Annotated in this window: 1 pseudogene; it reads right to left on the bottom strand. The window is 39.5% G+C overall.

Annotated features, from left to right (window positions below):
• Positions 1-143: 143 nt before the first annotated feature.
• Positions 144-347 (bottom strand): annotated as a pseudogene (locus AAEY62_RS21000) (PA4780 family RIO1-like protein kinase); the annotation flags it as partial.

Genomic DNA, 347 nt, shown 5'->3' with positions numbered 1-347 from the left:
GAAAGAGAAAGCGTTAAAACAAAAAACATTTGCTTTATACGGGCTCAGGCCGCGATTAAGTTAACCTTTGTTTTATTGAATTTAACTGCAACGGCTTGATGCCTAGCTACTAAACGCTAGACATCAGCTTAATTTAATTAAGTTTAAGCATCTTCGTCAACGTCTCGAATACGATCTAAGCGCTCCAGCTCTTCTTCACGAGCGGCTTCAATTTCTTCAAGTATTGCATCAACATCTGCGGCTTCACTGTTATCTTCAAATTCACCTGTTAAAGTGGAGTTAGCCGTTAAGTTAGCCTCAGAAAACAATGCCCACATTTCTTTGGCGTATTGAGTTTGCAATAAAGC

It is taken from the genome of Pseudoalteromonas sp. GW168-MNA-CIBAN-0100 (assembly GCF_040309225.1).
Taxonomy (GTDB): Bacteria; Pseudomonadota; Gammaproteobacteria; order Enterobacterales; family Alteromonadaceae; genus Pseudoalteromonas; species Pseudoalteromonas arctica.
The sequence above is the reverse complement of the archived record's forward strand: the minus strand, read 5'-3'. Positions and strand labels throughout refer to the sequence as shown.